The organism is Pseudomonas sp. DTU12.3 (assembly GCF_004124275.1).
Classification (GTDB): domain Bacteria; phylum Pseudomonadota; class Gammaproteobacteria; order Pseudomonadales; family Pseudomonadaceae; genus Aquipseudomonas; species Aquipseudomonas helmanticensis.
Map to the genome: position 1 here is coordinate 437,338 of NZ_CP027218.1, position 26,429 is coordinate 463,766.

The 26,429-nt window shown below is 60.4% G+C and carries 25 protein-coding genes and 1 tRNA gene; 22 read left to right on the plus strand and 4 right to left on the minus strand.

Annotated features, from left to right (window positions below):
• Positions 1–62: 62 nt before the first annotated feature.
• Both C2E19_RS01910 and C2E19_RS01915 read right to left on the minus strand, forming a co-directional pair.
• A complete protein-coding gene (locus C2E19_RS01910; RefSeq protein ID WP_129387349.1) occupies positions 63–821 on the minus strand; it encodes a slipin family protein in 759 nt (252 codons plus the stop codon).
• A gap of 2 nt (positions 822–823) precedes the next feature.
• Positions 824–1,375 (minus strand): NfeD family protein, encoded by a 552-nt coding sequence (locus tag C2E19_RS01915; protein ID WP_129387352.1) that lies wholly within the window; start codon positions 1,373–1,375, stop codon positions 824–826.
• Positions 1,376–1,528: 153 nt separating this feature from the next.
• Between C2E19_RS01915 and C2E19_RS01920 the strand changes: the two genes are divergently transcribed.
• The 15 genes from C2E19_RS01920 (at position 1,529) to pgaD (ending at position 17,298) form a co-directional block, all read left to right on the plus strand.
• On the plus strand, positions 1,529–1,990 hold the full coding sequence (locus tag C2E19_RS01920; protein WP_053116446.1) for an aminoacyl-tRNA deacylase: 462 nt from the start codon (positions 1,529–1,531) through the stop codon (positions 1,988–1,990).
• Between the two features lie 157 nt (positions 1,991–2,147).
• Entirely contained in the window at positions 2,148–2,393 is a 246-nt protein-coding gene (locus tag C2E19_RS01930; protein ID WP_129387358.1) for a DUF2789 domain-containing protein, read from the plus strand.
• 94 nt (positions 2,394–2,487) lie between these two features.
• Positions 2,488–2,733, plus strand: a complete 246-nt coding sequence (locus C2E19_RS01935) for a type II toxin-antitoxin system Phd/YefM family antitoxin (RefSeq protein ID WP_129387361.1) — start codon at positions 2,488–2,490, stop codon at positions 2,731–2,733.
• Positions 2,723–3,004, plus strand: coding sequence for a type II toxin-antitoxin system RelE/ParE family toxin (locus C2E19_RS01940; protein ID WP_129387364.1), 282 nt, complete (start codon positions 2,723–2,725; stop codon positions 3,002–3,004). The genes C2E19_RS01935 and C2E19_RS01940 overlap by 11 nt, the downstream gene beginning before the upstream one ends.
• A 143-nt stretch (positions 3,005–3,147) precedes the next feature.
• Complete coding sequence (locus C2E19_RS01945) at positions 3,148–3,576, plus strand: MarR family winged helix-turn-helix transcriptional regulator (RefSeq protein WP_129387366.1); 429 nt, start codon at positions 3,148–3,150, stop codon at positions 3,574–3,576.
• Positions 3,573–5,636 (plus strand): FUSC family protein, encoded by a 2,064-nt coding sequence (locus tag C2E19_RS01950; protein ID WP_129387368.1) that lies wholly within the window; start codon positions 3,573–3,575, stop codon positions 5,634–5,636. Before C2E19_RS01945 ends, C2E19_RS01950 begins: the two co-directional genes overlap by 4 nt.
• On the plus strand, positions 5,633–5,842 hold the full coding sequence (locus C2E19_RS01955) for a DUF1656 domain-containing protein (protein WP_007917703.1): 210 nt from the start codon (positions 5,633–5,635) through the stop codon (positions 5,840–5,842). The genes C2E19_RS01950 and C2E19_RS01955 overlap by 4 nt, the downstream gene beginning before the upstream one ends.
• Entirely contained in the window at positions 5,839–6,741 is a 903-nt protein-coding gene (locus C2E19_RS01960) for an HlyD family secretion protein (protein WP_129387370.1), read from the plus strand. The genes C2E19_RS01955 and C2E19_RS01960 overlap by 4 nt, the downstream gene beginning before the upstream one ends.
• A complete protein-coding gene (locus C2E19_RS01965; RefSeq protein WP_129387372.1) occupies positions 6,738–8,180 on the plus strand; it encodes an efflux transporter outer membrane subunit in 1,443 nt (480 codons plus the stop codon). Before C2E19_RS01960 ends, C2E19_RS01965 begins: the two co-directional genes overlap by 4 nt.
• A gap of 93 nt (positions 8,181–8,273) precedes the next feature.
• The gene (locus C2E19_RS01970; protein ID WP_129387375.1) at positions 8,274–8,909 is read left to right on the plus strand and encodes an NADH:ubiquinone oxidoreductase subunit N; all 636 of its coding nucleotides are present in this window, start codon (positions 8,274–8,276) and stop codon (positions 8,907–8,909) included.
• Between the two features lie 248 nt (positions 8,910–9,157).
• Positions 9,158–10,663, plus strand: coding sequence for a YdgA family protein (locus C2E19_RS01975; RefSeq protein WP_129387377.1), 1,506 nt, complete (start codon positions 9,158–9,160; stop codon positions 10,661–10,663).
• Positions 10,664–10,920: 257 nt separating this feature from the next.
• Entirely contained in the window at positions 10,921–13,401 is a 2,481-nt protein-coding gene (gene pgaA, locus C2E19_RS01980; protein ID WP_129387379.1) for a poly-beta-1,6 N-acetyl-D-glucosamine export porin PgaA, read from the plus strand.
• Positions 13,402–13,413: 12 nt separating this feature from the next.
• Positions 13,414–15,411, plus strand: a complete 1,998-nt coding sequence (gene pgaB / locus C2E19_RS01985; RefSeq protein WP_129387382.1) for a poly-beta-1,6-N-acetyl-D-glucosamine N-deacetylase PgaB — start codon at positions 13,414–13,416, stop codon at positions 15,409–15,411.
• Position 15,412: 1 nt separating this feature from the next.
• Entirely contained in the window at positions 15,413–16,768 is a 1,356-nt protein-coding gene (gene pgaC / locus C2E19_RS01990) for a poly-beta-1,6-N-acetyl-D-glucosamine synthase (RefSeq protein ID WP_129387385.1), read from the plus strand.
• Positions 16,765–17,298, plus strand: coding sequence for a poly-beta-1,6-N-acetyl-D-glucosamine biosynthesis protein PgaD (gene pgaD / locus C2E19_RS01995; protein ID WP_129387388.1), 534 nt, complete (start codon positions 16,765–16,767; stop codon positions 17,296–17,298). Before pgaC ends, pgaD begins: the two co-directional genes overlap by 4 nt.
• 95 nt (positions 17,299–17,393) lie before the next feature.
• Here the strand turns inward: pgaD and C2E19_RS02000 are convergent, their stop codons facing one another.
• Positions 17,394–18,917 carry an FAD-dependent oxidoreductase gene (locus C2E19_RS02000; protein WP_129387391.1) on the minus strand — a complete coding sequence of 508 codons (1,524 nt, stop codon included), beginning with the start codon at positions 18,915–18,917 and terminating at the stop codon, positions 17,394–17,396.
• Positions 18,918–19,056: 139 nt separating this feature from the next.
• Here C2E19_RS02000 and C2E19_RS02005 point away from each other — a divergent pair, with 139 nt between their 5' ends.
• From C2E19_RS02005 to C2E19_RS02025, 5 genes are all read left to right on the plus strand, one after another.
• Positions 19,057–19,617 carry a YbhB/YbcL family Raf kinase inhibitor-like protein gene (locus C2E19_RS02005; RefSeq protein WP_129387394.1) on the plus strand — a complete coding sequence of 187 codons (561 nt, stop codon included), beginning with the start codon at positions 19,057–19,059 and terminating at the stop codon, positions 19,615–19,617.
• A gap of 86 nt (positions 19,618–19,703) precedes the next feature.
• Positions 19,704–21,383 (plus strand): VWA domain-containing protein, encoded by a 1,680-nt coding sequence (locus C2E19_RS02010; protein WP_129387397.1) that lies wholly within the window; start codon positions 19,704–19,706, stop codon positions 21,381–21,383.
• Positions 21,384–21,413: 30 nt separating this feature from the next.
• Positions 21,414–21,995: an RNA polymerase sigma factor gene (locus C2E19_RS02015; protein ID WP_164979463.1), complete on the plus strand. Its 582-nt coding sequence runs from the start codon at positions 21,414–21,416 to the stop codon at positions 21,993–21,995.
• Positions 21,992–22,582, plus strand: a complete 591-nt coding sequence (locus C2E19_RS02020; RefSeq protein ID WP_129387403.1) for a hypothetical protein — start codon at positions 21,992–21,994, stop codon at positions 22,580–22,582. Before C2E19_RS02015 ends, C2E19_RS02020 begins: the two co-directional genes overlap by 4 nt.
• A gap of 20 nt (positions 22,583–22,602) precedes the next feature.
• Positions 22,603–22,869, plus strand: coding sequence for a hypothetical protein (locus C2E19_RS02025; RefSeq protein WP_174823956.1), 267 nt, complete (start codon positions 22,603–22,605; stop codon positions 22,867–22,869).
• A 77-nt stretch (positions 22,870–22,946) separates the two neighbouring features.
• Here C2E19_RS02025 and C2E19_RS02030 read toward each other — a convergent pair.
• Positions 22,947–23,023, minus strand: a tRNA-Arg gene (locus C2E19_RS02030).
• A gap of 441 nt (positions 23,024–23,464) precedes the next feature.
• Here C2E19_RS02030 and gabD point away from each other — a divergent pair.
• Positions 23,465–24,907 (plus strand): NADP-dependent succinate-semialdehyde dehydrogenase, encoded by a 1,443-nt coding sequence (gene gabD / locus C2E19_RS02035; RefSeq protein WP_129387406.1) that lies wholly within the window; start codon positions 23,465–23,467, stop codon positions 24,905–24,907.
• Between the two features lie 185 nt (positions 24,908–25,092).
• Positions 25,093–26,370, plus strand: coding sequence for a 4-aminobutyrate--2-oxoglutarate transaminase (gene gabT / locus C2E19_RS02040; RefSeq protein WP_008080000.1), 1,278 nt, complete (start codon positions 25,093–25,095; stop codon positions 26,368–26,370).
• Positions 26,371–26,429: the final 59 nt, after the last annotated feature.

Here is a 26,429-nt window from a genome sequence, read left to right on the forward strand (position 1 = left end):
CAGCTCCTACATTGGAATGTGATCCCCTGTAGGAGCTGCCGCAGGCTGCGATCTTTTGCTCTTCAGGACTTGCCGGACAAATCCGCCATGCCCTTGAGCAATTCAATCGGCAGCGGAAAGACAATCGTCGAACTCTTGTCCCCCGCAATCGAACTCAACGTCTGCATATAACGCAACTGCATTGCCCCCGGCTGGCGTCCGAGCATTTCCGCAGCCTGCATGAGTTTTTCCGAAGCCTGTAATTCACCTTCGGCATGAATCACCTTAGCCCGTCGTTCGCGCTCGGCCTCGGCCTGTTTGGCGATGGCGCGGACCATCGACTCGTTGAGGTCGACGTGTTTGATTTCGACGTTGGCGACCTTGATGCCCCACGCGTCGGTCTGGGCGTCGAGCACTTGCTGGATATCGATGTTCAACTGCTCGCGCTCGGCCAATAACTCATCGAGTTCGTGTTTGCCGAGTACGGCACGCAGGGTGGTTTGCGCCAATTGGCTGGTGGCGGAGAGAAAGTCTTCCACCTGAATGATCGCCTTCTGCGGATCGAGTACGCGGAAGTACAGCACCGCGTTGACCTTCACCGAGACGTTGTCGCGGGTGATCACATCCTGCGGCGGTACGTCGAGGACGACGGTGCGCAAGTCGACCCGAACCATTTGCTGCACCACCGGAATCAGCAGGATCAGCCCGGGCCCTTTGACTTGCCAGAAGCGTCCGAGCTGGAACACCACACCGCGTTCATATTCGCGCAGAATGCGAAATGTTGAGCCGGCGAGGGCAATCACCAAAAACAACAGCGCAACAAAACCGATTTGCAGACCCATGATCACTCTCCGAGCGGCGCCGCGTCAGCCGCGGCCACTTGCAGCAACAATCCCTTGCGAGCCACTACGCGCACCGATTGCCCGGTTTGCAGCGGCGTCGCGCTGAGTACTTGCCAGCGTTCGCCTTGCAACTGCACCCAACCGTTGCGGGCATCGCCCGGCTGCACGGTGGTGATTGCGGTCACGCTGCCGAGTAGCCCGGCGTCGCCACTGACCGCGTGGCGCGGGCGGGTTTTCAGCGCGCGAATCACTAGCGCGAGCAACAGCAGGGCGCTGATCAGACCGAGGCCGATCATCATCGGCACCGGCAATTCGGCGTTGCCCAAAATCAGCGCGCCGATGACAAACATGATGATCCCGCCCAAACCGATCACGCCGTAATTGGGCAGCGCCGCTTCGGCGATCAGAAAGACGATGCCGAGGGTAATCAACCACAGGCCGAGCGGACTCATCGGCGGCAACGGGGTGTCAGCGGCGAGGGCAGCGCCACTGATCAGCAAGAGCGAGACAAACGTACAACAACGACTGTTCACGTGACCCTCCGCGAGAGTCATGGGCTGGTTCTTTCAGTCTAGTTGAGCGTTGCGCTGTATGAATTTTGATCAATGTGCGGATGTGTCCAGTGAGCGGATTTCCCCTCGCCAATCCCGCGCCGAACTAGACTCACACTCACCGCAACAACCTTCTGCGCGACACCGAGGTGCATCATGCGAATGGCAAAAAAGGTGCAAAGCAGCCTGACCCGGGCGCATTGCGAATATGACGTGGTCGCTCACCGGCACTCATCCAGCAGCCTGGAAACCGCGCGAGTCGCCGGGGTGCCCGCCGAGCGGGTGGCGAAATCGATCATCCTCGACGACCACCACGGGCACTACCTGATGGCCGTATTGCCGGCCAGCCGTCATCTGGATCTGAGCAAGGTGCGCAACAGCGGCGAATGGCAACTGACTCGCGAAAGCAATCTGGCGCACATCTTTGACGACTGCGAGCGCGGCGCGGTGCCGCCGCTGGGTGATTCCTACGGGCTGGACATGGTCATCGACCCATTGCTGACGCGGCAGAAAGATATTTATCTGGAGGCGGGCAACCATAACTACCTGCTGCACATGAGCATGCCGGAGTTTCTAAAAATGGTGCCGCATGCCGAGGTGCGGGAGTTGAGTCATTAGGTTTTTGTAGCGCCAGTGCCGACGCCATCGCGAGCAAGCCCGCTCCCACAGGGGTTCTCGGGTGGACACAAAATCTGTGATCACCCGAGAACCCCTATGGGAGCGGGCTTGCTCGCGAATAATCTTCCAGACACCGCTAATTCCAAGGATCACTGCAATGAAAAATCCAACCCACAGCCTGCCATCCCTGTTCAAACAACTCGGCCTGTCCGACGACCCGGTCGACATCGAAAAATTCATCGCCACCCATTCCCCGCTCAAACCCGAGCTGCATTTGGCCGATGCGTTTTTCTGGACGAAGAGCCAATCGCAGTTTTTACGGGACGAAATTCTGGAGGACGCCGATTGGGCGGAGGTGGTGGATCAGTTGAATGTGTTGTTGCGTAAGGGCAGGCTGGGCTGAAGAAACAGTGACCTCTGGTCATTCGACTGAGCATCATGGTTGTTGATGAATAAAAAATGGACCAGAATATCGTCCTCAATTAAGGTCTTTTATTATGCAAAGTGTTTTGGCCGATATGGCTGTCAGTGTTTCCGAATTAAAGAAAAACCCTTCTGCAGTCCTGAGCGGCGCACATGGCGGAGCTGTGGCGGTTCTCAACCACAATCGCGTTATGGGCTACATGGTTCCAGCGGATGTGTACGAAGCAATGATGGAGCGGTTAGATGATCTGGACCTTGCTGAAATCGTTCGCGCCCGCAGCCATGAAACGCCAATTTCGGTAAGCCTGGATGACCTTTAAGCTCGAATTTCTGCCATCTGCTTACAAAGAATGGAACAAGTTGGGTCATACACTGCGAGAGCAATTCAAAAAGAAGCTGGGCGAGCGGTTGGATCTGCCCAGAGTATCTGCGGATGCTCTGCATGGGATGCCGGATTGTTACAAAATCAAACTGAAGGCTTCCGGCTACCGTTTGGTTTATCAAGTGATTGACGAGCGCGTGGTTGTTTCCGTCGTTGCGGTCGGCAAACGTGAACGCAGCAGCGTTTATGAGAATGCTAAAAAGCGCTGAGTGATGTCTCGGCGGAGACTTTCTCTGCTCGATCCGGCAATTTGTTTCAAAACTTGACTGAAATTCCCCTCCAATGCGATATTGATAGTTAGCAAACTAACAGTGTGCATTTCCCCGTGCCGAACCAACTCGACGCTCTCCAGATGAACATCAGCAGTGCCATGGTGGTGGCCGCCAGGCATTGGCGGAAGATCTGTCAGACCACGCTGGTCAACTATGGAATCTCCGAAGCCTGCGCCGTGCCGCTGTTGATGATCGGCCGTTTGGGCGAGGGCGTGCGCCAGGTGCAGGTGGCGCAGGCGGCCGGGATGGAGAGTCCGTCGCTGGTGCGTCTGCTCGATCAGCTGTGCCATTCCGGCTACGTCTGCCGGACCGAAGATGCCCACGATCGCCGCGCCAAGTGCCTGAGCCTGACCGATACCGGGCGTGAACTGGTGCAGGCAGTCGAGATCGAACTGGTGCGCTTGCGTCATGAGGTGCTCGAAGGCATCGATCAAAGCGATCTGGAAGCTACGCTTCGGGTACTCAGAGCTTTTGAGGCGGCCAATCCGCCTGTGGTGGTCAATTCTTGAACGGTTTTTTCTCTGGCATTCCGCCGGCCCGCGACTGGTTTTACGGGATCCGTACTTTTGCAGCGTCGATGATCGCGCTGTACATCGCCTTGCTCATGCAAATGCCGCGTCCGTATTGGGCGATGGCCACGGTTTACATCGTCTCCAGCCCCTTTCTCGGGCCGACCAGTTCCAAGGCGTTATACCGCGCAATCGGTACCTTTCTCGGCGCGGCGGCGGCGGTTTTTTTCGTGCCGATGTTCGTCCAGAGCCCGTATGTGCTGGTGGTAGTCATTGCGCTGTGGACGGGGATTTTGCTGTTCATGTCCCTGCATCTGCGCACGGCCAACAGCTACGCGCTGATGCTCGCCGGTTACACCTTGCCGCTGATTGCCTTGCCGGTGGTGGATAACCCGCTGGCGGTGTGGGACGTGGCGGAAGCGCGTACAGAAGAGATTTTCCTCGGCATCGCCGTCGCTGCGGTGGTCGGCGCGATGTTCTGGCCGCGACGTCTGGCGCCGGTGTTCAACGATGCCGTGAGCAAGTGGTTCGCCGACGCGACCACCTACAGCCTGAAATTTCTCAGCCGCGACGTGCAGCCCGAAGAAGTCACCGCGCTGCGCATGGCCATGGTCGCCAACTTCAACAGCCTCGAATTGATGATCGGCCAGTTGCCCCACGAAGGCTCGCGACCGCAAACCGTGCGCAACACCAAAGAATTACGTGGACGAATGATTCATCTGCTGCCGGTGATTGATGCGCTGGAAGACTCGCTCTACGCCCTCGAACGGCGCACGCCGGAACTGGTGGAAAAATTCGAACCGCTGCTGGTCGCAACCCGCGAATGGCTGGCTCATCAGGACGCCGATCTCGACCGTTGGCAAGCGCTGAAAGATCAGCTCGAAGCCCTGCAACCGAGCGCCGCCGCACTGGAAGATCGCCGGCAACTGCTGTTCTCCAACTCGATTTATCGCCTCGGTGAATTCATCGATCTTTGGCAGGACTGCCGCAGCCTGCAAGACGCCATTCTTTGCGAGCGTCAGGACAACTGGCGCGCGGTTTACCGCCATTGGCGTCTCGGTCGCCTTAAGCCGTTTCTCGACCGTGGCCTGATGATGTATTCGGTGGCCTCGACGATTCTGGCGATCATCACCGCCTCGGTGCTGTGGATTTTGCTCGGCTGGCCGGACGGCGGCAGCGCGGTGATTCTGGCGGCGGTGGCGTGCAGCTTCTTCGCCTCGATGGACGACCCGGCACCGCAGATCTACCGGTTCTTTTTCTGGACCGGCATGTCGGTGCTGTTCGCCAGCCTCTATCTGTTTTTGATTCTGCCCAACCTGCACGATTTCCCGATGCTGGTGCTGGCGTTTTCCATCCCGTTCATCTGCGTCGGCACCCTGACCGTGCAGCCGCGTTTCTACCTCGGCATGCTGCTGACGCTGGTCAACACCTCGTCGTTCATCAGCATTCAGGGCGCTTACGATGCGGACTTCTTCGCCTTCGTGAACTCCAACCTGGCGGGGCCGATGGGGTTGTTATTCGCCTTCATCTGGACGCTGGTCGCGCGACCGTTCGGCGCGGAGCTGGCGGCCAAGCGCCTGACTCGTTTCAGCTGGAAAGACATCGTCCACATGACCGAGCCGGCCAACCTCGCCGAGCACCGCCAGTTGGGTGTGCAGTTGCTCGATCGGCTGATGCAGCATCTGCCGCGTCTCGCTCTCACCGGTCAGGACACCGGCATTGCCATGCGTGAAGTGCGCGTCGGCCTCAACCTGCTCGACTTGCTCGCCTACACCCCACGCGTAACCGGCGCGCCGAATGCGTTGTTGCAGCAAGTGGTCAGCGAGGTCGGCGAGTATTTCCGCGCCTGCCTCAAGGCTGGTGAACGCTTGCCGGCGCCAGCGCCTTTACTGATGACCATGGATCGCGCCCGCCGCGCACTCAACGGTCACGGCGATGATGAAACCCGGCTAAACCTGTTGCACGCCTTGAGCGGTTTGCGTCTGGCGTTGCTGCCCGGCGTCGAATTCGTCTCCAGCGCCGAGCCCGAAGAACCGCTGCCCGATGGAGCGCCCCTATGATCGGTGATCTGGACATCAGCGGCATTTTCCTGCCGACCCTGCTGGTGTTGATGGGCATCACTTATGTGCTGTTTTTGCTGGTGCATGCCGTGCTTACGCGCGTGCACTTTTACCGTCTGGTCTGGCACCGGGCATTGTTCAACGTGGCCCTCTACGCCGTGCTTCTGTACGGCGTGGACTCACTCAGTCGATACCTGATGACATGAAAAAACCGTTTTTGACCATCGGTCGCGTGGTACTGACCCTGCTGATCGTGACTTTTGCCGTTGTCCTCGTCTGGCGCATGGTGATGTATTACATGTTCGCGCCGTGGACCCGTGACGGCCACATTCGCGCCGACATCATCCAGATCGCTCCGGACGTGTCCGGATTGATCCAGCAGGTTGAAGTGAAAGACAACCAGTTGATCAAGCGCGGCCAGGTGCTGTTCAGCATCGATCAGGATCGCTTCAAACTGGCGCTGCGTCAGGCCAAAGCGGCTGTCGCCGACCGCGAAGAAACCCTCGCTCAGGCCCAGCGCGAAGCCAAGCGTAACCGTGGTCTCGGCAACCTGGTGCCCGCCGAGCAACTGGAAGAAAGCCAGTCGAAGGTCGCCCGTGCGCAATCGGCACTGGCCGAAGCCATGGTCACCGTGGACAGCGCTCAGCTCAACCTCGACCGCTCGGTGATCCGCAGCCCGGTGGACGGTTACGTCAACGACCGTGCGCCGCGACCACAGGAGTTCGTCACCGCCGGGCGTCCGGTGTTGTCGGTGGTCGACAGCAACTCGTTCCACATCGACGGTTATTTTGAAGAGACCAAACTCGACGGCATTCATGTCGGCCAGTCTGTGGATATCCGCGTGATCGGTGATCGCGCCAAATTGCGCGGGCACGTGGAAAGCATCGTCGCCGGTATCGAAGACCGCGACCGTACCAGCGGCAGCAATCTGTTGCCGAACGTCAACCCGGCGTTCAGCTGGGTGCGGCTGGCGCAGCGGATTCCGGTGCGGATTGCCTTTGATGACGTGCCGGAAGATTTCCGCATGATTGCCGGGCGTACCGCCACGGTGTCGATCATCGAAGACGCAAAAGTCGACGATAAAAAGCAGGAGTCCGCGCAATGAGCAGGGCCCTGATGATCGCCGGGTTGGGCGTGATGTTGTCGGCTTGTCAGATGGTCGGGCCGGATTATCACGTGCCTGAAAATTCGGCCGTTCAGCGCAAGGATTTTCAGGGCGAATTGGCCGTCGACGGTAAACCTGTGGTCTCGGCACCGGTGCCGGCAGACTGGTGGCGGCTGTATAAAGACCCGCGTCTGGATCAACTGGTGCAACAGGCCATGGCGTCCAACACCGATCTGCGCGTCGCCGCCGCCAACTTGCAGCGCGCCCGCGCTCAGGTCGATGAGGCCGAGGCCGCTGGCGGCTGGAGCGCTGGGGTGAAAATGGGTGCCCAGCGTTTGCAGGAATCCGGACAGGCTTACCTGTTGCCGGAAAAGGTGCCAGTGGCCAACGTTGGCGATATTGGCATCAGCGCGTCTTATCAGTTCGATCTGTGGGGCACCTTACAGCGCGGCATTGAAGGCGCGAAAGCCAACGCCGACGCCACCCAAGCCGCAGCGGATACCGCGCGCATTACTTTGGTGGCAGACGTGGTGCGTGCTTACACGCAAGTCTGCGCGGCCAACGAAGAACGCGAAATCGCCCAGCATTCCCTTGACCTGCAATCGCAAGGCACGACGCTCATCCAGCGTCTGCGCGATGCCGGGCGCGGCGATGAAACCCAGGTCACCCGTTCGCAGACCCAATTCAAATCCCTGCGCGCCGACATGCCGCGCTATGAAGCGGCGCGTCAGGCCGGGTTGTTCCGGCTGTCGATGCTGTTGGCGAAACCGGTCGATCAATTGCCGGCCGGCACTGCGACGTGCGCCGAGCTGCCGAAGATCGCTCAACGGGTTCCGGTCGGAGACGGCGCGGCGCTGCTCAAGCGTCGTCCGGACATTCGTCAGGCTGAGCGACGTCTGGCCGCCGCCACCGCCGGGATCGGCGTCGCCACCGGCGAGCTGTACCCGGACATCAGCATCGGCGCGACCATCGGCACTGTCGGCATCATCGACGACCTCGGTGATCCGTCAACCAACCGTTGGGGCTTCGGCCCGTCGCTGAGCTGGAAGGTGCCGACCAACGGCGCTCGTGCGCGCATCCGTGAAGCGGAAGCGTCCACCCAAGGCGCACTGGCGCACTTCGACGGCGTGGTGCTCAACGCCATTCGCGAAACCCAGACCGGTCTGGCCCAGTACAGTGCCTTGCTGCAACGCCGCGATGCGCTGGCCGATGCCGAGCAATCGGCGAAACTGGCCGCCGACCAGACCCACCGCTTCTTTCAGGCCGGCCGCGAGTCGTTTCTCGCCGACCTGCAAGCGACCCGGACCTACACCGATGTCACCGCGCAACTGGCCGCCGCCAACACTCAAGTCGCGATGAGCCAGATCGATTTGTTCCTCGCCCTCGGTGGCGGTTGGGAAAGCGGACGAACGCACGCTCCAAGCCCCAGCAAACCCTGAGGCCGTTGCTATGCTTTGAAGTGTTGGAAGGGCGCCCCGTGCAAAGCACCCTTCCAGCGCACATTGCTAGCGCTGGTCTAGGGGAAACCAATAATGAAAAACCCTTACGCTCTCGGCTTCTGGTGCGCCCTCGCAGCGCTGCTACTGCTATCGGCCACCTATTTCTACGGCATCATGCTGGCCCACCAGATCGACAAGGCCATGATTTTTCTCGACAGCGCCACGGCGCTGATCGCGGTCATGGCAATTGTTGTGGTGGCATGGGCGTCGGTGCAGGTGCAGCGGGTCAAGAAACGGCAGCTTGAACAGGGCAAGACCCTGGTGCTGATCTGGGATACCAAAGTCGCTCTGCGCCGGGTCGAAACCGTGTTCGACCGGTATTTCTGGGGCAGCTATTGGCAACCGGGGCGTACGTTCGCCGAAGTCATGGGCGAGCTCACCGGCACGCCGCTGGAAAAAAGCCTCGAAGCGCTGAAAAAACAATGCCTGGAGCTCGATAAGCAAATTGATGGCGAGGGCTGGCACTGGCTCAACAACGCTCGTGAATTGTCGGATGTCGCCACGGCAATGGCCCGTGAGCGTTATCAGCTGGATTTCTGCGACCCGCGCGCCGATGGGCCGGGCGGTGCGGTGATCGATCGGGACTTTGAAGTGCTGGTCTACACATGGACCGCGCGGCTGAAAAGCTTTGATCATCAGCTGGATGAGATCGAGGTTCAGTATTCCTGAAGAGCAAAAGATCGCAGCCTGCGGCAGCTCCTACATTGGAACGTGTTTCCCTGTAGGAGCTGCCACAGGCTGCGATCTTTTTGCTTTCCCGAGTGTCCATAGACACTCTTTAACCTTTAAACATTGGGCCGTCTTGCGCGCCCGGTGCTAATCTCCACCGCTGAATTCAGCGGAGTCGAGCCGCGACCCGGTCACGGGTTCAGGGAAGACGACCACACTCACAGCCACGGAAATCGATCAGGTCATTCATGAATAAATCAGCAGGCGTGCTCCTCGGAATTGTTGTTGCCATCGGTGCCATCAGCGCTGGCGGGGCCTGGTACACCGGGACCAAGATCGAAGGCGTGTTGAACAACGCCGTCAGCAACGCCAATAAAGAGCTGCAGACCGCCATGGCCGGCTCCAACGGCACCGCGTCGCTGGAACTGGTGTCGCTGGATCGCCACACCTTCACCAGCACCGCGCACTATCGCCTCAAGGGTGAAGGCGAGATGTTCGGCGACAAGCCGGTCGAATTGCTCTTCGTCGACCACATCGAACACGGTCCGCTGCCGTTCTCGCGCCTGTTTTCGCTGAAATGGCTGCCAGTCATGGCCACCAGCAACTACGAGCTGGAAAAGAATGCCGCCACCGAAAAGTGGTTCGCCGCGACCAAGGGCGCTGCGCCGCTCAAAGGCGTGACCAATATCGGCTACGACGAATCCACCACCAGCACCCTCGACCTCGTGCCATTCGAAACTGCGCTGGATGAGCAGTCGAGCCTGAAGTTCTCCGGCCTGACCATGAACATTTCCGCCAGCGCTCAGGCGCAGAAGGTCAAGGCTGACGGTTACATGGACAACCTGAAACTGGTCACCGTCGCTGAAGATCAGGCACCGGTGCAGGTCGAGTTGAATGGTCTGACCCTGGCCAGCAACCTCGCGAAAAGCAGCTACGGCTACTACACCGGCGAAAACACCCTGGAGCTGACCAGCAGTAAAACCACCTTCGGCCCCAAGCAGTCGGTGCTCGGCGTGAACAACTTCGAAATGAAGAACCTCACCGAAGAAAACGGCAGCAATGCGTCCGGCCGTGCGGACTACAAGATTGGCGAAGTCAGCCTCAACGACAAGAAAATCGGCTCGGCGAACATGGCCATGAGCCTGAAAAACCTCGACATCCCGTCGACGATGTCGCTGATGCAGATCTACCAGACCAAGTTGCAGCCGTACGAAAAAGCCGCTGCCGAGGCCGCTGCTCAAGGTCTGCCAGCGCCAGAGCTGAACCTGACCGAAGCGGAAAATACGCAAGTCAAAGCCGACCTGCAAAAACTCCTCGCGGCTGGCCCGCAGATTGCCCTGGAAAACCTCTCGTTCAACACCGCCAACGGTGAGAGCCGTGCCAATCTGGTGATTGACCTGACCAAGCCGCAATCGATGGATCTGCCACCGGATCAACTGGGCAAACAATTGGTCGCGCTGCTCGATCTGAACATTCAGGTGTCCAAGCCGATGCTGGTCGATCTGCTCAGCGTGCAGGCGCAACTGGACGGTCAGACTGACGCCAAAGCCATCGTCGATCAGTCCAAGGAAGCGGCTGACATGTTTGCCGGCATGGCGGTCGGTTCGCAGCTGGCGGTCGTGGACGGCACCAACGTGGTGACCAAGCTGCATTACGCCGCCAATCAGGTGGAATTCAACGGCCAGAAGATGACCGTTGAGCAGTTCGTCGGCTTCCTGATGAGCAAGTTCGCAGGCGTCACGCAAGTGCAGTAATTCTGCGCTCTAAATAGCAACGCCCGGCCTCCGTATCGCACGGACGCCGGGCGTTTTGCTGTCTGGCGTTCGGGTTTTCGGTGTCGCGGCCGGGCCGCCGCTTCGATTCTGAACAAATATTGTGTTCTGAATTCTGGTCTACGCTTGCGTGCAAGACTGCCTGACTAAGCTTGGCCGAGTGCTGTCAGTTTCGGCCACCGTTACGAATGGGCAAGGAGGGCATTGCGACCCGGCTGGCCATGTAAGGATGCTGACGAATGCCGCGTATTGATGTTCCCGTATTACATCGTGGTCTACGCCCGTTGTTCCGTGTCGCGCTGTGCAGCCAGTTGCTTTGGCCGGCATTGGCGTTTGCCGACACACCCTATGATCAGATGGTGCGTGATGCCCGTGCCGGGCAAACCACGCCTGCGCTGACGGTGCTGCGTCAGGTGCCGCCGGGTCAGTCGACTACCGGGCAGATCAGCGATCACCTGCAAATCGCCAGCTGGGCCGGGCTCGACGCCGAAGTGGTGCAGGTCTATGAAACCCAGGGTCGCGATCGCGTCTTGCCGGTGCAGGCACTGACTGCCACCGCCCGCGCCTACCGCAATCTCAAGCGCTGGGATCAGGCAACTCAGGTTTACAACAAGGCCTTGGCGCTGGAACCGGATAACGCTGATCTGCAATTGGGCCTGGCCCTGACTCAGGCTGACGCCGGTAAACCTGACGAAGCGGTGACTCGCGCCAAAGCGCTGGTGGCGGCAAAGCCTGATGATCCTTCGCGCCGCCTCGCGCTGGGCTACGCCCTGACCCGCGCCGGCAAGCAATACGACGCGCTTTTCGAATACGACCAAGCCTTCAAACGCGCCGGCAGCAAACCGGAGGTCGCCCGCGAATACGTGGTCGCCCTGCAAAAGGCGCGTCTGCCGGAACCGGCACTGCGCTTGGCCAATCAACGGCCAGGCCTGATCGATCCGGTGACCTTGCGCCGCCTCGAAGGCGATCTCGCCGCCGAACGCGTACGCCTCGCCGAATACGCCACGCGCAGTGAGAGTGAACGCTACGTCATCGCCGACCGGGCGTTGGCCGACTACGACAAACTGCTCGCCACCTGGACACCGGACGCCACGGCGCACGACGACGTGGTGCGCTGGCGCATTGACCGCATGGGCGCGCTCAAGGCCCGTGCACGAACCGCCGACGTCATCAGCGAATACCAGAAGCTGCAAGCCGAAGGCGTGAAGATTCCGACCTACGCGTTGCGCTGGGTGGCGGCGTCTTATCTCGATCAACGCGAGCCGGAAATCGCCGCCGATCTCTATCGCCAGGTGCTCTCCGCTCCGGACGCCGATGCCGGCGACCGCCTCGAAGACACCACGGCGCTGTATTACGCGTTGCTGGAAAGCGATCGCGCCGACGAGGCACGCAAGGTCGCCGAAGATCTGGCCAAGTCGCAGCGCCCGCGTATCGAACTCAAGGGCTTGCCGATCGGCAACCCCAACGATGAATGGATGGACGCCCAGCAACTGGCGGCGCAGGCCGGCACCTACGGTTCCGACCTGCCGCATGGCGAGGAACGCTTGCAGACCCTGGTCGACCAGGCGCCGGGCAACGTCGGCTTGCGTCTGGCCCAGGCCGATCTGTACCTCGCCCGCCAATGGCCGCGCCGCGCAGAAATTCAGCTCAAGGAAACCGAGAGCATGGTGCCGCGCGACATGGGCCTGGAAATCGGCCAGGCGCACACCGCAATGGAATTGCAGGAATGGCGGCAAATGGATGCGCTGACCGACGACGTTGTCGCGCGTTATCCGGACAACCGTCAGGTCCAGCGTCTGGCGCGCGAGCGCGAAGTCCATGACATGTCCGAACTGCGCGTCGAAGCCTACGGCGGCAAAGCCAACGGTGGCGGCAACAGTGGTGCGGGCGCCGTCAGCGGTAGCCGCGATTTCGGTATCCAGAGCACGCTCTACAGCCCGCCGATCAATGAAGACTGGCGCGTCTTTGCCGGCGTCGGTTATGCCACCGGCGACTTTGCCGAAGGCACCGGCAACCATCGCTTCCAGCGCGTCGGCCTCGAGCGGCGCACCCGCGACATGACCCTCGAAGCCGAAGTCTCCAATCACGACTATGGCTACGGCGACAAACAGGGCGCGCGACTGGCGATTGCCCGCGACATCAATGACAACTGGCAATACGGCGGCAGCCTCGAATACCTCTCGGCCGAGACGCCGTTGCGCGCGCTCAACAGCGACATCAAGGCCAACGGCGGCAGTGGCTTCATCCGCTGGCGCGCCAACGAAAGCCGCGAGTGGAAACTGGCCGTCAGCCCGTCGCACTTCAGCGACGGCAACAACCGCGTCGAAGCCTTGCTCACCGGTCGCGAGGGCGTCTACAGCGCGCCGAACGTGCAGGTCGATGCCGGTCTGGAAGTCGGTACCAGCCACAACTCCAAGTCCGATGACGTGCCGTACTTCAACCCCAAATCCGACTTCAGCGTGATGCCGCTGGTCAACGTCAATCACGTGCTCTACCACCGCTACGAAACTTCCTGGAGTCAGCAATTCCAGGCTGGCGCGGGGACGTACAGCCAGCGTGATCACGGCACGGGCGGCATGGCCCTGCTTGGCTACGGGCAACGCTATGCCTGGAACGACGTGTTCGAGGTGGGCGGCTTGTTCAGTGTGATCAACCGGCCCTACGACGGTGATCGGGAGACCGATCTGCGTCTGCTCGTCGACCTCACTTACCGCTTCTAGAAGAGTTTGAAGATGCCTTTGATTTCGCGTTTCATCCTTCTGCTGGGAGTGCTGCTGGTCAGCGCCTGCGCCCAGCAAGCCCCGGCCTTCGCGCCGCCGTCCGAGCGTCCGCTGGCGGCCAGTGAAAAACCGTGGCCGAAAAATCACGTGCTTGGCATTGCCTATCACGATATCGAAGACCGCGACCCCGATCAGGCCGTGGTGGCGGTGCGCACCGAGCGCATGATCGAGCAACTCGCCTGGCTGCGCGAGAACGGCTACAAGCCGGTCACGGTCGATCAGATCATGGCGGCGCGCACGGGCGGCCCGGAGCTGCCGGCGAAGGCGATTCTGCTTAGCTTCGACGACGGCTATTCGAGCTTCTACACCCGCGTGCTGCCGGTGCTGCGTGCGTATAACTGGCACGCATTACTGGCGCCGGTTGGCAGCTGGATCGACACGCCGCTCAATCAACCGGTGGATTTCGCCGGTGCGCCGCGTGCGCGTTCCGACTTCCTGACCTGGGATCAGGTGCGTGAAATCTCGCAATCGGGCCTGGTGGAAATTGCCGCGCACACTGACGCCAACCACAAAGGGATTCTGGCCAACCCGCAGGGCAACATGCAGCCGGCGGCGGCGACCCGGCGCTACGATCCAGTGACCAAACGCTATGAATCCGAGGCCGACTTCCAGGCACGGATTCGTACCGACGTGAACAACATCTCGGAAAAAATCCGCAAGGTCACCGGCAAGAAACCACGCGTGTGGGTCTGGCCGTACGGCACGGCAGACGGCACTTCGTTGACCGTGGTGGGCGAGGAGGGCTACGAAATGGCCCTGACGCTCGACGACGGCCTCGACGCCCTCGACAACCTGATGAGCAGCCCGCGCTTCCTCGTCGCTTCCGACCCTGACGGCGAACATTTTGCCAACAGCATCGTCGGCGCGCAGTCGGATTTCGTCATGCGCGTGGTCCACGTCGATCTGGACAACGTCTACGACCCGGACCCGGCGCAACAGGACATCAACCTCGGCAAGCTGGTGCAGCGCATGGCTGACATGGGCGCCAACACGGTGTTCCTGCAAGCCTTCGCTGACCCACAGGGCGACGGTCTGGTGCATTCGCTGTACTTCCCCAACCGCCACTTGCCGGTGCGCGCCGACATCTTCGACCGCGTTGCCTGGCAGCTGCGCACTCGTGCCCACGTCAAAGTGTTTGCGTGGATGCCGGTGCTGAGTTTCGGCCTCGATTCGAAACTGCCACGGGTGACGCGCTGGGATCCGAAGACCGGCACCACGTCGGTCGACCCGGACCAGTACAAACGTCTGTCGCCGTTCGATCCGGAGGTGCGGCGAATCATCGGTGAAATCTACGAAGACGTCGCGCGCCTGACTTCGGTCGACGGCATTCTCTATCACGACGACGCAGTGCTTTCAGACTTTGAAGACGCCAGCCCGGAAGCCTTGAAAGCCTACGCCGCCCACGGTCTGCCCGGCTCGATTGCCGCCCTGCGCGATGATCCGGCAGCGATGCAGCGCTGGACGCGTTTCAAAAGCAAATACCTCATCGATTTCACCAACGAGCTGACCGCCAAAGTCCGTGCGATTCGCGGCCCGCAGGTGCTGACTGCGCGCAACATCTTCGCCGAGCCGATGCTCAACCCCGAGAGCGAAGCGTGGTTCGCGCAAAACCTCGACGACTTCCTCGTGACTTACGACTGGACGGCGCCGATGGCCATGCCCTTGATGGAGAAGCAGACCCAGGCTGAGTCTGGCCCGTGGCTCGAAGCCTTGGTGGCCACGGTCAAGAAACGCCCTGGAGCGCTGGATCGCACGGTGTTCGAGTTGCAGGCGCGCGACTGGACGAAAAAGGATCAGGCCGACATCGACGGTGCGCATCTGGCGGACTGGATGGGCCGTCTGAAGCGTCAGGGCGCGACCAGTTTCGGTTACTACCCGGACAATTTCCTCGACAACCTGCCGGACCTGAAAACCGTAAGGCCTGCGCTCTCCAATAAATGGAATCCATAACATGCTGGATAGACTGTTAGCCCTGCTTGTTCTGGCGCTCGTCCTCGGCGTGCCGCTGGGCCTGATCTTTCTGGTCACCGGGCAGTTCCTGATGGACTTCGTGTTCTTCTACCCGTTGTTCATGTCCGGGCTGTGGATTGCCGGTGGCCTGTATTTCTGGCTGCACTGGGAGCGGCACTGGCCGTGGAAGGACGACACCTTGCCGCCACCGCTGGAAGGCGAGCCGCTGATCTCGATTCTGATCCCTTGCTACAACGAAGGTGACAACGCCGCCGATACGATTCATGCGGCACTGGCTCAGCATTATCCGAACATCGAAGTCATCGCGATCAACGACGGCTCCAAGGACAACACCGCGCAAGTGCTGGATGCCTTGGCCAAGGAAGATCCGCGACTGCGCGTGCTGCATCTGGCGGAGAACCAGGGCAAAGCGGTCGCCCTGCGCATGGGCGCCATCGCCGCGCGCAGTGAATACCTGGTGTGCATCGACGGCGACGCGTTGCTGGCGCCGAACACGGCGGCGTATCTGGTTGCGCCGATGCTGGATAACGCGCGCCTTGGCGCGGTGACCGGCAATCCACGGATTCGCACGCGTTCGACGCTGGTCGGGCGGGTTCAGGTCGGTGAGTTCTCGTCGATCATCGGTCTGATCAAACGGACTCAGCGCGTCTTCGGGCGGATCTTCACCGTCTCCGGTGTCATCGTCGCGTTCCGCCGTTCGGCGCTGAACCGGGTCGGTTACTGGAGCCCGGACATGATCACCGAAGACATCGACATCAGCTGGAAGCTGCAACTCGATCACTGGAGCATCTTTTACGAGCCGCGCGCGCTGTGCTGGATCCTCATGCCGGAAACCCTCGGCGGCCTGTGGAAGCAGCGTTTGCGCTGGGCGCAGGGTGGCGCCGAAGTGCTGTTCAAGAACATCCGTGGCATCTGGCAGTACCGCCATCGTTACCTGTGGCCGCTGCTGTTCGAATACTGCCTGTCGACCGGTTGGGCGTTTACCTTCCTGTTGTCGGTGATTTTCTGGGGCGTCGGCAAATTCGTGGTGCTGCCCGAGGCCATCGCCGTGCATCACCTGATGCCGCCGGCGTTCACCGGGCTGTTGCTGGCGTTTGTCTGCCTGGTGCAATTCGCCGTCAGCATCATCATCGACCGTCGCTATGAGCCGGGGTTGGGCAAGACCATGTTCTGGGTGGTCTGGTACCCGATTGCATTCTGGTTTGTCAGTTTGCTGACCACGCTGGTCAGCTTCCCGAAAGTGTTGTTCGGCCAACATCAGAAACGTGCGCGCTGGGTCAGTCCTGATCGGGGCATCAAGCCGATCGGCGACGACGAAGAGGAGGTCATCAAATGAAAATCATCCGGACTCGCCAGCGGCCTTTCCTCGTCGTGGTCGACGTGGTGCTTACGGTGGTGGCGTGGGTGGGCCTGTTGTTCTTGCTGATCCGTGGTCTGTGGCCATTGATCGAACCCCATGCGGGCGGGGCGCGCATCGATAACTCAGCGTTCGATGCACTCGGTACTTTGCAGATTTATCTGTGGGTGGCGCTGGTCAACGCGGTGATTCTGATCGGTTGGGCGCGTTATCAGCAGCGTAAGAGCCGCAGCTTCGCCCAGCGCCGGTTGCCGTCGCCGGTGATCGATGATGAGGGTCTGAGCAAGAGCTTCAAACTGTGTGACGACCGTTTGCAGAAACTGCGCACGCCCGGGGTGATGACCATTCACAACGATCAGGAAGGCGATATCAGTCATGTGGTGACGCATTTCTGGCCGGTGCAGCAGGAAGAGTTGCCGCCGCCATTGGCACCGCTGGAGCATCCACGGGTGATCTTCCTGCATGCCGAAGACGACGATAACCGCGAACCGGTGAACCGACTCTCCTGATGGCGAAACCCCTGTAGGAGCTGCCGCAGGCTGCGATCTTTTGACGTTCAAGATCAAAAGATCGCAGCCTGCGGCAGCTCCTACAGGGGTTTTTATCAGTCGCGGATCAGGGTCCAGGCTTCTTCCATGGGCAGGGGTTGCTTCATGCGTTCGGCCAGCAGGGCCATGGCGCGTTCCTTTTCGCAGGCGACTGCAGCGACTAGAACACCCTTTCGGCCGAACAGACCAATAAACGGTGGGTGCTCCGGCTCGCCCAGAAACTCGACTTCATCCCAATGCTCAGCGTGGCCGAGGTAGTCGTAATTCTTGCCGAAGTGCCAGGTCCAGAAGTACGGCACATCAAGATAGTGTTCGTCGCCACCGAGCATGTTGGCAGCAGCGATTCGTGCGTGTTGCTGGGCCAGGCGCCAGTGTTCGATGCGCTGTGGCTGGCCGTTCAGCGGGAAGGTGGCGATGTCGCCAATGGCCCAAAGCCCCGCGTTGATGCGCATGCCGGCGTCGACGCGCAGCGACTGATCTTTTTCCCTGGGCAATGACGCAAAAGGCTCGGTGGCGGGGTGGACGCCAATGCCTGCCAGCACCAGATCCGCAGAAAGGCGCAAACCATTGTCCAGCAGCACCGCCTCGACCTTGCCGTCGCCGATGATTTCCGTGGCTTGATGCTCGCTGATGAACTTCACGCCATTTTCTTCATGCAGTGTGCGAATCGCTTTGCCCACGGTTTCGCCGAATTGCGCGGCGAAGGGAATCGCATGGCGTGCCAGCACCGTAACGTCCAGACCGTGCTGACGCAGGGCCGAGGCGCACTCGAGGGCGATGAAGCTGTCGCCGATGATCACCGCGCGCTGATCCGGCTGGGCCGTGTTCATGATCTGTTCAGCCTGGGCTTTTGAACGCAGGACGAACACCTGCGGCAGGTCTGCGCCGGGCAACTCCAGCTGATAGGGTGCGCCGCCAGTCGCCAGCACCGCTGCGTCGTAATTGAGGATTTGGCCATCGGCGAGGTGCAGGGTCTTGACCTGAGCGTCGAGTGAAGTGATTTCGCTGTGCAGCCGTTCAATGCGCTGCTCTTTATAGAAAGCTTCATCGCGCAGGGGTGGAATTTCCTCGGCTGGCATTTCTCCGGCGAGGACGAATTTGCTCAGCACCGTTCGGTCGTAACCGGCGTCAATTTCACGGTCGATCATCAGGATTCGGCCACCAAAGCCCTTTTCCCGTAGCGCCGCCGCGCACGCCGTGCCTGCCGCCCCTGCGCCGACAATCACGAACGTACGGGAATCGTCTGCCGGCGGAGTGTGCGGATCCGCTAACGGTTGGTCATCCACCCACACCTCGTCGCCGCGTGTTTCCAGCGGATAACGTTTAAGGCTGTCGAGGGCTGGCGGCTCGCATAACGCGCCGTCTTCAGCGCGGAATGCCGCTTTATGCCACGGGCAGATCAGGCGTCCGAGACACAACGCGCCGTCAGCCAACGGCGCGCCGGCATGTGGGCATTCGCCCTGAAAGGCACGCAGTTGATCTCCGGCGCGCAGCAGGACGATCTTGCAGTCGCCGATTTCCACGGGCAGGCCACGGTCTTGTGGGACATCGGCGATACGGGCGACACGGTGCAGGGCCATATCCGGCTTCCTCGCAGGCATTTCTATTGTGAGTTTGCGCGGTAGTGCGAGGTTCAGCCATTTGCCACTGCCACGGCACGAACGGTACAGCTATAGTTTGCAGGCCGACGAAGGCCCAACTGCACAAGGTGCTCCCGGAATGACCCGATTGACCTCTCTCAACCCATGGCTGGCGGCCGTTGCCGTCGCCCTTTGCGTGCAGTTTCCGGCGCAGGCCCAGGAGCGTTTCACCCTGAGCATCCCGGGTGTTTCCGATAACCGCCTGTTCACTGCAGCAGCGGCCAGCGATGCGGCCGGCTGTGGCGGCAAGAACCAGTCGCCAGCCCTGAGCTGGAACGCTGGCCCCGCCGCGACCCAGAGCTACGCGATCGTCATGCACGATCCGGACGGCCAGAAAGGCCTGGGCGTCGATCACTGGATTCACTACGGCATCAAAGCCACGACCCGCCAGATTCCGGCCGGTGTCGGTGCCAAGTCCGCTTTCGAGGGTGTCGGTGGCACCAACAGCAAGGGCAACACGCATTACATGGGGCCGTGCCCGCCAGTGGGCGACAGTGCGCACCACTACATTATCCAGATCTACGCCCTCGACCTTGCTCCGGACGCCTTGCCGGCCGGCTTGACCCGCGCTGAACTGATGGAAAAAATCAAAGGCCATGTGCTGCGCAACAGCAGTGCGGTGCGGCGTTATCACCGCTGAAAATTTTTTAGCGGCGTTTAACCCGAACTGAAAGGGTTGCCCGTCTCACTGGATGAATGATCAATTTCATCCCGAGGTCAGCCCCCATGTCTCATCTTCTTTTGCGTCCCGTAGTGGTCGGTATGTTGTTGGCCGTCGGTGGTTGCGGCGTCTCTTCCAATCCTGATTCCGCCGCTGTGCCAGCGCCTGCGCAGCCTCAAGCTGTGGTTCAACAGGAAGCGATCATGGCGGGCGGAACGATGGCCAAGCGCATGGCGCATCCGGCGCCGCTGGCCAGTTTTGCCGCGATGCCCAGCGCGGACAGTTATCCACAGGGCTATCGTGACGAGCAGCGCGAGCAATATCAGACGCTGCCTGACAACCCGATCCACAGCGTCACCGAAACGCCGGTTTCAACCTTCAGTGCTGATGTCGATACGGGCGCGTACGCCAATGTTCGCCGTCTGCTCAATCAAGGACGTCTGCCGCCGGAAGGTGCGGTACGACTGGAGGAAATGGTCAATTACTTCCCCTACGACTACGCGTTGCCCAGCGATGGCTCGCCGTTTGGCGTGACCACCGAGCTGGCTGCCTCTCCGTGGAACCCGCACACGCGGTTGCTGCGTATCGGCATCAAGGCCTCCGACCGCGCCGTGGCGGAACTGGCACCGGCCAATCTGGTGTTTCTGGTCGACGTGTCGGGTTCCATGGATCGTCGCGAGGGCCTGCCGCTGGTCAAAAGCACTTTGAAACTGCTGGTCGATCAATTGCGCGATCAGGATCGCGTGTCGTTGGTCGTCTACGCCGGCGAATCCAGAGTGGTGCTTGAACCTACTTCCGGACGGGAAAAAGCGAAAATTCGTACGGCTATCGAGCAATTGACTGCAGGTGGTTCGACCGCTGGCGCTTCAGGCATCGAAATGGCCTACCAGATGGCGCAACAAGCCTTCATCCCCAACGGCATCAACCGCATTCTTCTGGCCACCGATGGCGACTTCAATGTCGGCGTCAGCGACTTCGACAGCCTCAAGCAAATGGCTGTGGATAAACGCAAAAGCGGGATATCCCTGACCACCTTGGGTTTTGGTGTGGATAACTACAATGAACACTTGATGGAGCAACTGGCCGACGCTGGCGATGGCAACTACGCCTATATCGATAACCTGCGCGAGGCACGCAAGGTGCTGGTCGATCAACTCGGCTCGACCCTCGCCGTGGTAGCGAAGAACGTCAAGTTGCAGGTGGAGTTCAACCCGGCGCAGGTCAGTGAATATCGCCTCCTCGGCTACGAAAACCGTGCATTGAAGCGTGAGGATTTCAGCAATGACAAAGTCGATGCCGGTGAAATCGGCGCAGGACACACAGTGACCGCGCTGTATGAAATTGTCCCGGCAGGTGAGAAGGGCTGGCTGGAGCCGCTGCGTTACGGCCAATCGCCGCCGGTTGCTTCCGCGAAAAACGGAGAAATGGCGATGCTGCGTGTACGTTATCAACAACCCGAAGGTGGGAAAAGTCGGCTGATCGAACGGCCGATTACCAATCAGGTCGCCCCCGCCAGTGAAGACCTGCGCTTTGCCGCTGCGGTCGCCGCGTTTTCCCAGCAACTCAAGGATGGCCGCTACACCGGCGACTTCAGCCTGAAAGACACTGAGGCGCTGGCCCGTGGCGCGCGTGGTGACGATCGCTTCGGCCTGCGCAACGAGTTCGTGCAACTGGTGGAACTGGCGCAGAGCCTGCGCACCTCGACCGCAGCGAATGCGCCGGCCACTCCACGACGGATTGAATAAGTGAGTCGTCTGAAGGGGTTCATCAGCCAGCTGTTTGCTTCGGCAGACAGCTCAACCGCCAGCAGCGATGAAGCGCTGCTGGCGCGTTATCGCGAGGGCGACGGCGCGGCGTTCGAGATCTTGTACGCGCGCCACCGCCAGGGCCTGTATCAGTTTCTGCTCGGTTTGAGCGGCAAGCCGGAGTTGGCCGACGAAGTGTTTCAGGACACTTGGCTGAGCCTGATCCGCAGCACCAGTCAGCCACAGGGCCGGGCGACCTTTCGTACATGGTTGTTCCAGATTGCACGCAATCGTCTGATCGATCACTGGCGCAAACATGGCGCCCGGCAACCGCTGCACGACAGCTATGACGAACAGGCGCACGCCGTCAGCGATGACGCGAACGATCCAGAACAACTGCTCAGCCTTAGCCGCGACAGCCAGCGTCTGGAAAGCGCCCTGCAAACCCTGCCCGCCGACCAGCGCGAAGTGTTCCTGCTGCGTGCCCACGGCGACCTCGACCTGGCACAAATCGCCAGCCTCACCGAAACACCGCTGGAAACCGTGAAAAGCCGCTTGCGCTACGCCCAGCAAAAACTGCGTCGGCTGCTGGCCGAGGAGGTACTGACATGACTGACGCCCGCCAGACACCCGATGACTCGGTGATAAAACATGTGCGCGAACAGCACAACGCTGAACCGCCAGCGCACCTCGATGCATTCATTCTCAATGCTGCCCGCCGCGAGATCCCGGCGCCGAAGCCAAGCCTGTGGCAACGCTGGCTCGACGCCTGCCGCAAACCGCGCTGGCAAGTTGCGTTCGCCAGTCTCGTCGGCGTCGCCCTGATGTTGTCGCTGGTGCAGCGCGCGCCTGAGCCGCAACCACAATTCGACTTCGCTCCGACAGCCAAACCGGCAGCGCCACTGGCCCGCAAACAGGCGCCCGAGGCATTGAGCGCCCCCGCTGGCGGCATGCCCACTCCCGCGCCAATGGCGGAAATGGCTGCGCCAATGCAAAGTCAGGCGATCAGCGCCGATGAAGCCAAACTCGGCAAACGCGCCGCCGCGCCGGTCAATGGTCTCGATGCACAACTGCGTGAAGTTCTGCGCCTGCGCGAATCCGGTCAGTCACAAGCGGCCGACAGCCTGTTCAACAACCTGCACAAACGCTATCCGAACGCCGATCTCGACGCCCGACTCGAACAGTTGCAGAAAAAATGACCGGCTTCTCCTCCCGCCATTTGGCATTGCCCCGCAAAAGCGCGCAATATCGGGGCATTGCCAATCCACTGGAGGACAACGTGGCATCGAAAATTGACCGCATCGCCCAACTCCTCAATTGCCCCGAGAAGGGCGAAGAGATACGGCGCGCGATTACTGAAGCACGCAAGGAGTTTCTGCTGAATCAGCCGGAAGAAGATGTCGTTGATGAAGACGAGGTTTTTGAGGAGATTGAGGAAGAAGAGGACGATGATGATTACGATGAGTTTGACTGGACGACGGAGTAGCGTCGTTGCGCAGTCTGTTCATCGCCCACAAAAAAGCCCCGGACCATCACAGTCCGGGGCTTTCTCGTTTAAATCAATGGTGCACCAGGCGGGATTCGAACCCACGACCCCTGCCTTCGGAGGGCAGTACTCTATCCAGCTGAGCTACTGGTGCAGCGGGCGACATCATACCTAGGTCGGCTCGGGGCGTCCATGCTGGGTTTCGGCGCGGATTGTCAGTGCGCGTGTCGGTTGAAATCGCTGCATTCCTGAAAGCTGTAACGTCCTGCAAAACCCTCGCTTGGCGCTTTCGCGGGACTGATCTATGGTTCTGTTGCCGCCAGGGCTTTTTGCTCGTTGATCTGAAAATTTCCACAAACGCGGCGTTTTTGTTCTTTTTTTCGAACGACCTATTGTCCTTTACCCCCTTTGATCCTACGATCCGTTTGAGATTTCAAACGCTCTTTGCTGGGTGTTGAAGCGCTGGTGGTTCGAATCGTCCACTGTTTATGCGCCACACCCGGTCACTGATTTCCCTGACGGCAGCCTTGCGAGGCGCCTTTCTACAATCATAATTTGCTCCGCGCAGGCCGCGGTGCTGTTAAGGAAAGCCGACATGCAGCTTAAAGACACCCTGTTGTTCCGCCAGCAAGCCTTCATTGATGGCGCTTGGGTCGATGCGGACAACGGTCAGACGATCAAGGTCAACAACCCGGCCACCGGTGAAATCCTCGGTACCGTGCCAAAAATGGGCGCCGCCGAAACCCGCCGTGCCATCGAAGCCGCTGACAAAGCGCTGCCAGCCTGGCGTGCACTGACCGCCAAGGAGCGTGCAGGCAAGCTGCGTCGCTGGTTCGAACTGATGATCGAGAACCAGGACGACCTCGCGCGCCTGATGACTCTCGAACAGGGCAAGCCGCTGGCCGAAGCCAAGGGCGAAATCGTTTACGCCGCTTCGTTCATCGAGTGGTTCGCCGAAGAAGCCAAGCGCATCTACGGTGACGTGATTCCAGGTCACCAGCCCGACAAGCGCTTGATCGTGATCAAGCAGCCAATTGGCGTGACTGCAGCGATCACCCCGTGGAATTTCCCGGCCGCGATGATCACCCGTAAAGCCGGCCCGGCACTGGCCGCCGGTTGCACCATGGTCCTCAAGCCGGCTTCGCAAACGCCGTTTTCCGCTTTCGCCCTGGCCGAACTGGCTCAGCGCGCGGGCATTCCTGCGGGCGTGTTCAGCGTGGTGTCCGGCAGCGCCGGCGACATCGGCAGCGAGCTGACCAGCAACCCGATCGTGCGCAAACTGTCCTTCACCGGTTCGACCGAAATTGGTCGCCAGTTGATGGCTGAGTGCGCCAAGGACATCAAGAAAGTCTCGCTGGAACTGGGCGGCAACGCGCCGTTCATCGTGTTCGACGACGCGGACCTGGATAAGGCCGTCGAAGGCGCGATCATTTCCAAGTACCGCAACAACGGCCAGACCTGCGTTTGCGCCAACCGTCTGTACATTCAGGATTCGGTCTACGACGCGTTCGCCGAGAAACTGAAAGTGGCTGTGGCGAAACTGAAGATCGGCAACGGTCTGGAAGACGGCACCACCACTGGCCCGCTGATCGACGAAAAAGCCGTGGCCAAGGTCAAAGAGCACATTGCTGACGCTGTGGCCAAAGGCGCGACCGTGCTGGCCGGTGGCAAGGCGATGGAAGGCAACTTCTTCGAACCGACCATCCTCACCAACGTGCCGAAAAATGCTGCAGTGGCCAAGGAAGAAACCTTCGGCCCGCTGGCACCGCTGTTCCGCTTCAAAGACGAAGCCGAAGTGATCGCGATGTCCAACGACACCGAGTTCGGTCTGGCTTCGTACTTCTATGCTCGCGACCTCGGTCGTGTGTTCCGTGTCGCTGAAGCACTGGAATACGGCATGGTTGGCGTCAACACCGGGCTGATCTCCAATGAAGTCGCGCCGTTCGGCGGCATCAAGGCCTCGGGCCTGGGCCGTGAAGGCTCCAAGTACGGCATCGAAGACTACCTGGAAATCAAATACCTCTGCCTGGGCATCTAAGCCCGGACAAGGATCGCTGCAAACGCAAAGGGCACGAGAGCGCTGTCCCTTTGCGTCGTTTCAAACCGGAATTTTCTCTGCGGCCGGGAACGCCGTGGCAGTCGATCATCGCATGCTGCCGCCGTCGCTTCCTCCCGCTTAATCCTTGAACCACGCCGCCCGATGAGCGGCGAATGAGGACTGTAATGAGCAAGACTAACGCTGAACTGATGGCCCGTCGTACCGCAGCTGTTCCACGTGGTGTAGGCCAGATTCACCCGATCTTCGCTGAGTCGGCAAAAAACGCTACCGTGACTGACGTTGAAGGTCGTGAGTTCATCGACTTCGCCGGCGGTATCGCTGTACTGAACACCGGCCACGTGCACCCGAAAATCATCGCCGCCGTGACCGAACAGCTGAACAAGCTGACCCACACTTGCTTCCAGGTGCTGGCTTACGAGCCGTACGTAGAAGTGTGCGAAAAGATCAACGCGAAGATCCCGGGTGATTTCGCCAAGAAAACCCTGCTGGTCACCACAGGTTCCGAAGCGGTAGAAAACGCCGTGAAAATCGCCCGTGCCGCCACTGGCCGCGCTGGCGTGATCGCCTTCACCGGCGCCTACCACGGTCGCACCATGATGACCCTGGGCCTGACCGGTAAAGTCGTGCCGTATTCGGCCGGCATGGGCTTGATGCCAGGCGGCATCTTCCGCGCGCTGTACCCGAATGAGCTGCACGGTGTAAGCATCGACGACTCGATCGCTTCCATCGAACGCATCTTCAAGAACGACGCCGAGCCGAAAGACATCGCCGCGATCATCATCGAGCCTGTACAGGGTGAAGGTGGTTTCTACGTCGCGCCGAAGGAATTCATGAAGCGTCTGCGCGCGCTGTGCGACCAGCACGGCATTCTGCTGATCGCTGACGAAGTACAAACAGGCGCTGGCCGTACCGGTACGTTCTTCGCCATGGAACAGATGGGCGTTGCTGCCGACCTGACCACCTTCGCCAAATCCATCGCTGGCGGCTTCCCGCTGGCCGGTGTTTGCGGCAAGGCCGAATACATGGACGCCATTGCTCCGGGCGGCCTCGGTGGCACCTACGCCGGTAGCCCGATCGCTTGCGCCGCTGCTCTGGCAGTGATGGAAGTGTTCGAAGAAGAAAACCTGCTGGATCGTTGCAAGGCAGTCGGCGAGCGTCTGGTCACTGGCCTGAAGGCCATTCAGGCCAAGTACCCGGTGATCGGTGAAGTCCGTGCCCTGGGCGCGATGATCGCGGTCGAGCTGTTCGAAAACGGCGACAGCCACAAGCCGAACGCTGCAGCAGTGGCATCGGTTGTGGCCAAGGCCCGCGACAAAGGTCTGATCCTGCTGTCCTGCGGCACCTACGGCAACGTTCTGCGCGTACTCGTACCGCTGACCTCGCCGGACGAGCAACTGGACAAAGGCCTGGCGATCATCGAAGAGTGCTTCTCCGAGCTCTGATCACCCAGTGTGACCTGATCGACAAAAAACCCGCTTCGGCGGGTTTTTTTACGCCCCTT

Bases quoted from the DNA above. Each gene is read 5' to 3' on its own strand.
- C2E19_RS01960 (WP_129387370.1), top strand. From the start codon at position 5,839: ATGAAAAAACCGTTTTTGACCATCGGTCGCGTGGTACTGACCCTGCTG.
- C2E19_RS01975 (WP_129387377.1), top strand. From the start codon at position 9,158: ATGAATAAATCAGCAGGCGTGCTCCTCGGAATTGTTGTTGCCATCGGT.
- pgaD (WP_129387388.1), top strand. From the start codon at position 16,765: ATGAAAATCATCCGGACTCGCCAGCGGCCTTTCCTCGTCGTGGTCGAC.
- C2E19_RS01930 (WP_129387358.1), top strand. From the start codon at position 2,148: ATGAAAAATCCAACCCACAGCCTGCCATCCCTGTTCAAACAACTCGGC.
- C2E19_RS02005 (WP_129387394.1), top strand. From the start codon at position 19,057: ATGACCCGATTGACCTCTCTCAACCCATGGCTGGCGGCCGTTGCCGTC.
- C2E19_RS02010 (WP_129387397.1), top strand. From the start codon at position 19,704: ATGTCTCATCTTCTTTTGCGTCCCGTAGTGGTCGGTATGTTGTTGGCC.
- C2E19_RS01955 (WP_007917703.1), top strand. From the start codon at position 5,633: ATGATCGGTGATCTGGACATCAGCGGCATTTTCCTGCCGACCCTGCTG.
- C2E19_RS01945 (WP_129387366.1), top strand. From the start codon at position 3,148: ATGAACATCAGCAGTGCCATGGTGGTGGCCGCCAGGCATTGGCGGAAG.
- gabD (WP_129387406.1), top strand. From the start codon at position 23,465: ATGCAGCTTAAAGACACCCTGTTGTTCCGCCAGCAAGCCTTCATTGAT.
- C2E19_RS01920 (WP_053116446.1), top strand. From the start codon at position 1,529: ATGCGAATGGCAAAAAAGGTGCAAAGCAGCCTGACCCGGGCGCATTGC.
- pgaC (WP_129387385.1), top strand. From the start codon at position 15,413: ATGCTGGATAGACTGTTAGCCCTGCTTGTTCTGGCGCTCGTCCTCGGC.
- C2E19_RS01935 (WP_129387361.1), top strand. From the start codon at position 2,488: ATGCAAAGTGTTTTGGCCGATATGGCTGTCAGTGTTTCCGAATTAAAG.
- C2E19_RS01970 (WP_129387375.1), top strand. From the start codon at position 8,274: ATGAAAAACCCTTACGCTCTCGGCTTCTGGTGCGCCCTCGCAGCGCTG.
- pgaB (WP_129387382.1), top strand. From the start codon at position 13,414: ATGCCTTTGATTTCGCGTTTCATCCTTCTGCTGGGAGTGCTGCTGGTC.
- C2E19_RS02000 (WP_129387391.1), bottom strand. From the start codon at position 18,917: ATGGCCCTGCACCGTGTCGCCCGTATCGCCGATGTCCCACAAGACCGT.
- C2E19_RS01940 (WP_129387364.1), top strand. From the start codon at position 2,723: ATGACCTTTAAGCTCGAATTTCTGCCATCTGCTTACAAAGAATGGAAC.
- C2E19_RS01915 (WP_129387352.1), bottom strand. From the start codon at position 1,375: ATGACTCTCGCGGAGGGTCACGTGAACAGTCGTTGTTGTACGTTTGTC.
- pgaA (WP_129387379.1), top strand. From the start codon at position 10,921: ATGCCGCGTATTGATGTTCCCGTATTACATCGTGGTCTACGCCCGTTG.
- C2E19_RS02020 (WP_129387403.1), top strand. From the start codon at position 21,992: ATGACTGACGCCCGCCAGACACCCGATGACTCGGTGATAAAACATGTG.
- C2E19_RS01910 (WP_129387349.1), bottom strand. From the start codon at position 821: ATGGGTCTGCAAATCGGTTTTGTTGCGCTGTTGTTTTTGGTGATTGCC.
- gabT (WP_008080000.1), top strand. From the start codon at position 25,093: ATGAGCAAGACTAACGCTGAACTGATGGCCCGTCGTACCGCAGCTGTT.
- C2E19_RS01965 (WP_129387372.1), top strand. From the start codon at position 6,738: ATGAGCAGGGCCCTGATGATCGCCGGGTTGGGCGTGATGTTGTCGGCT.